1 protein-coding gene is annotated in these 12727 nt (G+C 36.0%); it reads left to right on the forward strand.

From position 1 onward, the window contains the following. Positions 1 to 267: 267 nt before the first annotated feature. A partial coding sequence (locus Q0W26_RS05780; protein ID WP_298523334.1) for a right-handed parallel beta-helix repeat-containing protein occupies positions 268 to 12727 on the forward strand: 12460 nt, incomplete at its 3' end.

Below are 12727 nucleotides of genomic sequence, written 5' to 3' on the forward strand. Positions count from 1 at the left end.
TAATTCAGATAACTCTAAAACATCAATAGGAAAAATTGTATACTTATTTTAAATTTCGCTTTTGCTCTTTTTTTACTTTAAAACCATTGTTTGTAAGAATTCATTTAAATCGTCAATTAAAAAATAATGCCTTATATTTATTAATAATGAAAAATAAAACAATATATTAAGTATTGTATTCATTTACAATATTTATGTATGTATTATTGTACAGAACGAACGTTCTGTTTGATTACTTGATTTTTAGACAATATGAGGTAATTAAAAATGACGAAAAAAAGGATGGGTGTATTACTGATACTACTCCTTGTAATGATTATAAGTATCGGTGCAATTTCAGCGGCCGATACCAATGATACGTTGCTGGAGGAGGCCAGTGATGCAGATATTTCACCAGCTTCTTTAGCTGTTGAACAAGAAGACAATGCCACTTCGCTTGAAAGTGAAGCAGGCAGTGATGTTGAAATTAGTGCAAATGATAATTCGGATGAAATATCCGATCTGAACATAAAGGAGGGTGCTTCTTCCAATGTAGGTGAAGAGGTGCTTTCTGCTTCAAATGATGATTTGCTTGGAGAAAACCCTAACTTTTATTATAATGGCAAATGGTATGGAGATTTGGACGATGCCGTTGATGATGCCTGTGATAATAATGGGGGAACAATATACCTTAAAGCAAGAGCATGGGGTTACGATTCTGCTGAGCGAGAAATTACAATTAGTAAGGGAGTATGGATAACATTCCAGCCGTATAATTCCGGTGATGAAGTTATTTTTGACGGCCAAGGTGATCATGAGCACTGGCTCTTTAAGATAAATGATAAAAATGCACATGTCACATTCAATAGTATAACCTTTAGAAATGGAGGTGCATTTCAGGGAGGTGCTATTGAGGTTGTACATGGATCTTTGACCTTGAACAACTGTAAACTTGAAAACAATAAAGCTTATCAGAACCTTGGTGGAGGTTTTGGTTGGGGTGGAGCAATCTTTCTTGATGAATCAGATGCTTCACTTGTAGCTAATAATTGTCGGTTCACAAACAATAACGCAGCATCCGGAGGTGGAGCTGTCTATCTTGAAGATGGAGCTTCAGCTACTTTTACTGACTGTTATTTCGAGGGCAATAAAGCAGGTGGAAGTGCTAACCATGTTCAAAATGAAGCTGGTAGTTCATCATCTTATTCCTTTAACAATTGTCGTTTTATAGGATCCGGTTCCCTCGAAATTGAAGTGCATGCTCCTTATAAATCCGTGGATATAACTCCTGATGTTGAGGATGATGTGAATTATGCTGTTTTATATAAAGGTGGCAGTTATTATGATAGAAAAGCTTGTAATGATGGTGATACTGCAACTTTCTCTAATCTGGAAAGAGGAACCTATACAGTTTACATGATGAAAAATTGGGAATCAAGATATGAGTATTCAGGAACTACTTTCACTATTATCGAACCTTATTTTGTTTTAAATGATGAAAAGGTATTTGAAACTTTAAGTGAAGCAGTAAATGCTATTTCCAGTGGTGGATCTGGTGTAATTACTGTTGAAGGCGGAACTTACACAGGGTCTAGTAATTTTAACGTGCAGATTATAAATAAAAGGGTAACAATTAGACCTAAAGATACTGATGACCCTGTAACTTTTTCATCCAATTCTCAAAAGTATCTGTTCGATGTGAGTTCTAATTCCCAACTCACCATGGAAGATATAACTGTAACAGGCAAGTTTTCAGATATAGCATTAAAATTCCTTACTAATCAGGAGTGTACCATTTCAGATTGTGAATTTAAAAATATTAAAAATACCCAAAATCAACCTGAACGCCCAATTTTTGCGCAAAATTCAAATCTGGTACTGAACGGCAATAATTTCGAATCAAGTAGTAGGATAGTCTTTGGAAATACTGTTGTAAAAATAGATGATTGTACTTTCACATCTAATCATGGTATTAATGGAGGAGCTATCTATGCTGATACTCATTCAGATGTGACAATTACCAACTCAGAATTTACCGCTAATGAGGGCACAGGTAGTGGTGGAGCCATATATGCTAACAAACTTAACATCCATGATACTACATTTATAGGAAATTCTGCTAATATGGGTGGGGCTGTTTATATAGCCGGAGGCTCTAGCGATCTTGTAAATATAACCGGCTGTGTTTTCGATTCCAATGCTGCAACTACAGGTTACAGAAACATATACTCCGAATCACTTACAAGAAAATTCTTTTTACAGTTTAATGAATATGATTTGAATTTAGCATTAAATGCAAAAGATGGTGCATATGGTATGGAATATGTTCTTGAGGGTGTTTTCGATTGGGGATCTAATTTAGATAATAATTATACTCTTTTAGCAGGTGTTATGGATGAAACTGTTTTTGGTGGATTACTCACTATTGAAGATAATCAGTTTAAAATAAATGTGGGAGTGCTATCTGGAGGAACACACGAATTCACCATGTCTGGAATGCATACTCAAGGAGACAGTAATGACCATTTCTATGGCCATGAGTACTATTCCGATTTATATGGAAACGAATTCTATTTAAATAAGGAAGCGTATGCTAAAATAGTGATTGAAAAAGCAAGAATAACATTAAATCTTGCTGTAAATAGTGTATTAATACCTGAAACACCGGTTCTAAATGTTCGTGCTAATTGGGATAACAATTACACTATTATAATCGGAAATAAGAATTATCAGCTTGAAGTTGTAAATGGTAAAGCCAGCATGCCACTTACTGGCCTTGATTTAGGCAATTATACTGTAGTTGGTATGCGTGACGGTGATGAAAATTATTATTTTGTCATGAATTTCACTACATTTTCAGTAAGCAAAACCTACAGCAACTTCCTTGTCGTAAGTACAAACGTGGAATATGATACTTTGGGCGAAGCTGTAGCCAATTCCAATAGTGAGGACATGATTTATATTAAAAACGGCACATATAAAGAAACAGGAGTTATAATATCTGGTAAGGTTCTCACTATCATTGCATTGGATGGTGCAATCTTTGATGCTCAGGGTCGTGACGCCAATTTCATAACTGTCAATGAGAACGCTATAGCTGATATATCTGGCATAACATTCAGAGGACTTCACAACAGGAATACCAATTATGGGGCTATTGTCAATCACGGATATCTCGCACTGACTTCATGTAATTTCACAGACAATAAGATTACTAAGACCTCATTTGCTGAAAATGGTGGAGCAGCCATATTTAGTGATGGGCAATCATTGGATATTGACAGTTGTAATTTCATAAATAATGCCGCTCCTTTAAAAGTCAGTACTGCAGCAGTCACATCACTGGGTCATGATGATGTTTCAATCACAGATTCCAAATTCATAAACAACTCTGCACGTGAAGGTGGAGCAGTGCACTTCAAAAACTTAATACAATTTGAAGATGCAATAACTTCATGTGACTTTGAAAAGAACACTGCTGTTAAAGGGTCTGCAATATATGTAGGAAACAATTCCGTATATGTATCTGTCACACTCTCTGATTTCAAGAAAAACGACATCAAAAATAGTCTGGGAGAAAATGCGCAACTTGAAGGTGGGGTAATATATGTCAATGCCAATGCTGGTGATGCAATCATTGATATTAGCTTATCCAATTTTGAAGACAACTCCAACAGCAAGGTTGATGGTGGAGTCCTATGCCTTGATGGATCTTCAAGAGCCAGCATCGCAGGCTGTACTTTTAATAACAATAGTGGTAAGATGGGTTCTGTAATTTTAATCAAAAACCCTTATAATAAAAAGCTCTCCTTAATTATGGATAGCAGTGTGTTTGCAAATAACAATGCTGCAACCGGAGCCATTGCAACATCTCCTAAAGTCACAGCATTAATCGATGAGTGTGTTTTTGCAAATAACACTGGAGAAAACAGGCATATTTATAGCAATGGTTTTACTGTAGTTCATGATTCCATTTTTGATGTTAAGGATGCTAAATTAAATGCACCATCTGTCCAATATGGTGAAAGCTCAATAATCACTGGTACAGCAGATATCGGTACCAATATCTATGCAGCAGCCAATTTAACAGTCGCTGGTGAAAACAACCTTATTGAAATCAAAAACAATGCCTTCACATATGATGCAGGCAAATTGGATCATGGCAAATATTATGCTGTTTTAAGCAGTATTGCAGATAACAATAATAACACATATCTGATGGATGGCATAACTGAAGTTTTCAGAGTTTACAATACTGGCTTTGATTTGAAGGTTTCCGTTGACAACATCACTTATGGTGAAACCCTTAAAGTCATTGAAACACTGCCTTCTACTGCAACAGGAGCAGTTGGTTATCAATTGAATGGAAATTATTACACAAAAGATGAAATCGAATCATTGAAATTAGATGCAGGAAAATACACACTTGTAGCTTTCTATGACCATGACGATTTCGCATTCACATCAACTACTGTTAATTTCGAAGTCTATAAAGCTAGTCCGACCATATCTGTACCTGATGTGGAAGTGGAATATAATGACAGCATTGTTCTAAACATAGAATCAGATGTTCCGTCAATATATACAATAGAAATCGAAGATTACAAAAATGCAGTATTTGTTAATGGCAGCAGAACTATTGTAATAGATAAAACACTGAATCCGGGTAATTACACAATCAAGGTCACTTCACAGGAACGTGTAAACTACATATCAAATTCCACTGAGGCCATTTTGAATGTCAATGGAAATCTTCCTGTATTTAGCTTAAGAATCTCAAACACTAATATGGATGATATGGGAACTGACAATGCAGGTGAAATTGATTCTGTAGTTGGCCCTTCCAATAATGTTCAGGACAAACCTGTAATGACTTATTCATCCGTCAAGTATTTTGCAATTGATGATACTAAATCAAAAGAAAATCTCGGTAATTCTCCAGATAACAACCTAGGTGATGAATATGAGGATTATAAATTCATTTACCAATACGATGAAGATTCAGATCCAGAATATTATGAAACTCTAGAGGATGCAATTGATGAGGCTGTGACATGGGGTGCAGGTATCATTACTGTTAGAGGCGGAACATATTCCGGGTATGGATTCTATGGCATTGACATTGAAGGAGAAGTGGAATTAACAATCAGGGCTTATGAAGACGAAGAAGTCATCTTTGACTGCGGAGGTGAAAATTACTTCATGGTTTTAACATATGATACTGAAATGGAGTGGGTTCAGGTACCTCCGCCTCCACATCCAGAGTTTGAGCAGACAGACGGTCCTACCGTCACACTTGAAAACATTACAGTAATCAATGGATTTGCTACTTATGGTGGAGCTATTGATTTGGAAGTGGGTACTTTAACCTTGATGAACTGTAATTTCCGCAATAACAATGCTGATGAAGGTGGCGCCATATATATTGGTAAATGGGATGCAGAAAATGATGCAACTCTCATTGCACTAAACACTACCTTTATAAACAATTACGCAACAAGTGAAGGTGGAGCAGTCTATATTGCATCCGACAATTGGGACGGTCAAACAACATCAGCATCATTCATGTTATGTACCTTTTTAGACAACTATCAAGGTGAAGATGAAGAGAGAGTGAGGAATTACTTTGCTGGTGGCAATACCGATGAAATAACCTGCCAGTATTGTATATTTAACGCTAATGGGGAAATATACAATTTCACTATGGATAAAATCAACCAGACTGTCTATGTAAATGGTACATCTAATGATGTCTTTGATTCAGTGGTCTTATTGTACTTCGATTCAGCACCTTTATACACTATTAACAATAACGGTTCACGTGATTTCAGCATCACTTTTGAGGATGTTATTGGAGGAAACTATACAGTAGGTGTAATGAACGACCATAACTTCAATACATACATCTATGAGGTTTCATTTGAAATGAAAGTGCCGAATTTCATCATATCCGAAGATGAAGTATTTGAAAACTTAACTGATGCTATTGATGCAGTTAGTGACCATGGTGTTATCTATGCAAATGTGAATTATTATTATGAAGACAATATGGAAATTGATATCAAAAAATCATTCACCCTTAAAAACTTCAGAGATGACGGAGTTATTTTCGACGGAAACAGTACACAATGGTTCTTTACAATAGCTGAAGGATGCTCTGTTGCATTTGAGGGCATATACTTTACTGATGGGGCCGTAAAAAATCATGCAAGCATTGAAAATTACGGTACTTTAGTAATCAATAATTGTACATTCGACAGTTTTGAAACCGGTGAAATCATACACAACTCTGGTTTATTAAACATATTGAACTCTACATTCTCACTTAACTCCGTCAATAATGCTGTTGTTTGGAACGATGCGGATTTAGTCATTGATACAGTTGAATTTTCATACAATATTGTCAATACAAGTTCTGTAGTATACACCAATGGCGCTGCAGATATTGTCGCTTCCAATTTCACAGGCAACTATAACTTTGGAAATGGTGGTGCAATCTATAACGCCAAGTCATTATCTGTTAAAGACACTGTTTTCAGCGAAAATGAAGGTATGGATGGTGGAGCTGTTTATAATGCTGGAACCTTACAAGTCTTAAACTGTACTTTTGAAGATAACAGTGCAAACGGATATGGTGGAGCAATTTACAACTGGAATGAAGCAAACATCTTTAATTCAACATTCACCGGATCATCCAGTGAAAAGGACGGCGGTGCCATTTATAACAATAATCAAATGACTGTTGATAATTCTACATTTGTTGGAAATACCGCAACCGGCAAAGGTGGAGCAATTTACAGCAACCAAGCATTGGTACTTACAAATTCATTCTTTGGAATTAACTTTGCTGAAGAGTATGCAAACATTTACAATGCAGGAGATATTCAATTCAGTGGAAACATATTTGATTTCTATGATGTGATATTGATTGTACCTGATGGTCAATACGGCATTCCTACAACAATTACAGGTACACTTAACCCTGAATTCAACATGGATCTTCAAACAGTATTGCCTGGATTCGTCAACGGTAAAGATGCCACAGTCACAATTTCAGACGGCATATTTGAATACGTTACAGACATTTTGCCAAAAGGTGTATATGACGTTAAATTGGATGAAATCATTTATGACATCTATGGAAACATTTATTACGGTGAATCAATAACTGACAGGCTTGTCATAAATAAGGCGAATGTCTACATCAATGTGACTGTAGATGATGTTGTCATACGTGGTGAATCCGGTTCACCTGTTTTAAAGATTGACACAAGTAAAACAGGATTGTTCCATATTCTTTTCAATAGTAGGCTTTTCGATGTCAATATTACTGATGAGCATTCCAGTATAACATTGGATGCCGTCGGTGAAGGAAACTACAGTGTAACTGTTATTCGTGAAGGTGATGAAAACTATAAAGATGCGGCAAACACTACCGCATTCAAAGTCAGCAAATATGAAGGCAAATTCATTGTCAACAGTACTGGAAATGAATTCGAAACATTACGTGAAGCCCTCGCAGATTCTTCAAATGATGATGTCATTTATGTAAGGGAAGGAACCTATTCTGGTGCTGACAATTTAGGCTTGACCATTTCAGGTAAGAAATTATCTATAATTTCACTTGGAGATGTTGTCTTTGATGCAAATTCAACCAATTTAAGGTTTTTGACAGTTGAATCTAGTTCTGATATTACCCTATGTGATGTTGTTATCACAGGTTTTAATGAGAATACTACCGGGTCAGTCATTAACAATAAGGGTAATCTGACTTTGGACGGATGCGTCTTTGTCAATAATACTTTAGAATCTGATGATAATGCACTTATCTATAGTAGAGGAAATTTAACAATTGTGGGATCTGGATTTTATGACAATAGATTAGTTCAATCAAACATCATAGGGGCATATGGTTTCAGTTTCATAGTTAAGGAATCCTCATTTGAGAACAATACAGTCATATATGAGAGTTTAATTGCAACTTCTGTGAAATCAGCAAAATTCATATCAAATGCTTTTAGTGAAAACAGAGTATTACATAATCCTGTTAGTCTTATTGAGGTTTACAGCTCTGGTGATGTTCTCATTAGCTCTGAGTTTTACAATAATGCTATAGATGGGGAGATTATTTATTCAGCTACCAACAAAAATCTGCTGGTCAACAATTCCGTTTTCACAGGCAATAATGCAAGTGAAATAATTTCCTCAGGATACAGGGATCAAATTACTATTTCAGGATCACTATTCACAGACAATGCTGTTGAAAATGTTGTTTTAAGTAAAAACAGTAATCTATCTGTTCTTGAATCCACATTTTCAGGCAACACACTCTCAGGTAAAGGTGCATTATACATTGGACAAAATGTTAATGCAACTGTCAATGGCAGTGTGTTTACAGACAATAAGGCAACCGAATATAGAAACATTTATAGTGAATGCAATGTGAACATTACCAATTCAGTATTTGATGCATTGAACGTGGATTATACTGTTAATGATATTGACTATGGTGAAAATGAAACAATTGAAGGAACTATTGATATAGGTACAAACCTCAACTTCACTGTTAATTTGGACATTAACTCCAACAGCTATTCAGTCAACCTTACTGACAGCAAGTTCACCTACAATGCCGGCATCCTCAACGGTGGGGACTATACTGTGGTATTAAATCCAAAAGATGTTAATTCAAACACTTTTGTATTTGATAAAATTACCAAAATATTCACTGTCAACCGTGTAGATCCTGGATTGAGCATTTCAATAGCAGATATCACTCAGGGTGAAAAATTAAAAGTTAATTTAACAATAAGTAAGAAGGCTACTGCTAATGTCGTCTATGAATTAGGCGGTAAGACTTATACTAAGAAGGAATTGGAAAATCTCACATTGGCTCCTGGTAATTATTTAGTTACTGCAATGTATAGGGGAGATAAAAACTACCTTTCAGCTACTGCAATGGATAATGTGGTAGTTCACAAAGTCGCTCCAAACATTACTGTCGGTGATGTTGCAGTTGACTATGGTGATGAGATTGAAATAAATGTGACTGTCGATGTTGCTGATTATTATACAATGTTTTTAGGCAACGAATCAGTTTCATTATATATTAATGATACTGCAACTTTCACATTCCCAAGTGAAAACTTCAAACCGGATAATTATGAAATCATCGTATATGTATTTGAAACTGACGATTATGCAGAAGCATATGCCTATGCTACTTTAACAGTTAATAAGGCTGTTGGAGTTTTCAATTTAACAAACGATACAATTATTCAGGGTGAAAATGCAACAATTACTGTTGAAGTTCCACTCAATGCATATGGGAACATTGCATATACTGTATATGATAAAGACAATAAGTTAGTTTATAACATCACTCAGTCCTGTCTGGAAGATCTCATTGTTCCTAATTTGAATCCTGGAAAATATGTCATCACAGGTACTTTTGAAGGCGATTCTTATTACAGCAACGAATCTATAATCACTTCCAGTGAAATATTTGTCAGACAATGTGTGGATGTAACCATTACTGTATCCAATATAACCTATGGTGAAAATGCCACTGTCACTGTTGAAGGTACTGTTGATGGTGACTATCTTGTTTATGTGGGAACCGAACCGATTTTAGTCACTCTTATAAATGGTACTGGAACTGTTGTTGTTTCAGATTTAAGTGCTGGAAATTATGTTGCTAATGTCACTATTGTTGATGGCAATTATTCAGCATTTAATGAAACAGCATTTGACGTAGCTCCTAAATCTGCTTCAGTTGTCATTTCTGTTGAAGATATTTTATACGGTGAGGATGCTATTGTTCAGGTTACTGGTGAAATTGATGGCGAATACATTGTAGAGATAGATAATCAGAATTATACTGTAAATGTTGTTGACGGTAAAGGAAGCACTGAAGTTTATAATTTAGCTGTTTGTAATGATATTTTAGCTTCCGTAACAATTGCTAACAGTAACTATACTGCATATAATACTACAACATTCAATGTAATAAGCAAATACGATACTCCAATCTCATTGGATGTCGTTACTGGCGAATACGATGTGGCAATGACTGTTACTGTTAACGATAATGCAACCGGTCTTGTCAAATTCCAAGTTAAAGGCACAGAAGAATACGTACTCTATGTTGATGTGATTGACGGTAAAGCTGTTCTTGAAGATATTCTTGACATTGGTGATTACACAGTGATTGCAACCTACATGGGTGATGCCAGGTTCAACACTAACATTACCTTTGAAGATTTCACAATTAAAGGTCACATTAAGAAGAACACTACAATCGCAGCAAATGCTGATGTGAATGTGGACAAAGTTACTATAACTGTAAGGGTTGATGAAAACGCTACTGGTTTTGTAAAACTAAGCGTTGGCGATACTGTTGCTAATATTGAATTAGTGGATGGTGTTGCAAATATAACAACTATACTGCCTGCAAACAGTTACTTTGTTGATGTAATTTATCTTGGTGATGAAAACTACAATGTCAACAAGACATATCTGACATTCACTGTAACAGAAGTTGCCAAGGAAAATACTACCATTGATCTTAACATTGCTGTTGATGAAAACACAGCCATATTCGATGTTGATTTGAATGAAACCGTAACCGGATTGGTCAAATTCTACATAATCAGCAAAGAAACTGGTGAAAATTACACTATATACATGGATGTTAAAGACGGTCATGTAGAAGCATTTACTGACAGCATTGCAGCTGGAAACTACACTTTAGTCGCAACATACATGGGTGATTCAGTATTCAACACCAACACTACATCCAAAGACTTTGAAGTCATTGGACACATAATGAAAGACACACCAATCGAAGCAACAGTTGAAACCAACCTAAACACAGTTAAATTAACTGTTAAAGTTGATGAAAACGCTACCGGATTTGTGGAAGTCAAATATGGTGAAGGTGTATTAAATATTGCATTGGAAAATGGTGTAGGAACATTCATAACCGAATTGCCTTATGGAAGTTACAGTTTGGATATCACTTATTTAGGTGATGCGAACTACAATAAGAACTCCACAAAATCCGAGTTCACACTTGTAGAGCCTGATAAGGCAACCACTCCTATCTCATTGGATGTCGTTACTGGAGAGTACGATGTGGCAATGACTGTTACTGTTGATGATGCTGCAACCGGTCTTGTCAAATTCCAGGTAATCGGCAGCGAAGGAGAATACATACTCTATGCAGATGTAATTAATGGTAAAGCTGTTCTTCAGGATATTCTCGATGTTGGTGATTACACAGTATTTGCAACCTATATGGGAGACGGCAGGTTTAATACCAACATTACTTATGAAGACTTCACTCTCATGGGTCACATTAAGAAGGATACTCCAATTACAGCCAATGCTGATGTGAATGGAAACAGAGTTACTGTAACTGTTAAAGTTGATGAAAACGCTACTGGTTTTGTAAAACTAAGTGTTGGTGACGGTCTTGATGCTAATGTTGAATTAGTGGATGGTGTCGCAACATTAACAACCACATTACCTGCAAGCAGTTACTTTGTTGATGTAACTTACCTTGGTGATGATAACTACAATATTAACAAAACTAAGTTGGCATTTACCATAACAGAAATTTCCAAGTTTAAAACAGCTATTGATCTTGACATCACTGTTGATGAAAACAGTGTCCTGTTTGATGTTGGTTTGAACAAGACCGCAACCGGTTTGGTCAAATTCTACATTGTCAGCAAAGAAACTGGTGAAAACTTCACTATGTACATGGATGTTATAGATGGTCATGTAGAAGTGCTTGCTGACTACCTTGCAGCTGGAAACTACACTATAGCTGCAACATACATGGGTGATTCTGTATTCAACAGCAATATAATCGCTAAGGACTTTGAAGTCATTGGACATGTGCTGAAGGATACTCCAATCGATGCAACAGTTGAAACCAATCTAAACAAAGTAACATTAACAGTTACTGTTGATGAAAATGCTACTGGATTTGTGGAAGTTAAATATGGTGATGGTGTATTGAATATTGCATTGGAAAATGGTGTAGGAACATTTGCAACTGAATTGCCTTATGGAAGTTACAGTTTGGATATCACTTATTTAGGTGATGCGAACTACAATAAGAACTCCACAAAATCCGAGTTCACACTTGTAGAGCCTGATAAGGCAACCACTCCTATCTCATTGGATGTCGTTACTGGAGAGTACGATGTGGCAATGACTGTTACTGTTGATGATGCTGCAACCGGTCTTGTCAAATTCCAGGTAATCGGCAGCGAAGGAGAATACATACTCTATGCAGATGTAATTAATGGTAAAGCTGTTCTTCAGGATATTCTCGATGTTGGTGATTACACAGTATTTGCAACCTATATGGGAGATGCCAGGTTCAACACTAACATTACTTATGAGGACTTCACAATAAGAGGTCATATCAAGAAGGATACTCCTATCACTGCAAATGCTGATGTTATTGGAAACAAAGTTACTATAACTGTTAAAGTTGATGAAAACGCTACTGGATTTGTAAAACTAAGTGTTGAGGATACTGAGGCTAATGTTGAATTAGTGGATGGTGTTGCATCACTAACAACTACATTTTTAGCAAACAGTTACTTTGTTGATGTAGCTTACCTTGGTGATGATAACTACAATATGAACAAAACTTATGTGACATTCACTATAACTGATATTTCCAAGCAAAACACTGCTATTGATCTTGACGTCTCTGTTGATGAAAACA

This window comes from uncultured Methanobrevibacter sp., assembly GCF_947169325.1.
Classification (GTDB): Archaea; Methanobacteriota; Methanobacteria; order Methanobacteriales; family Methanobacteriaceae; genus Methanocatella.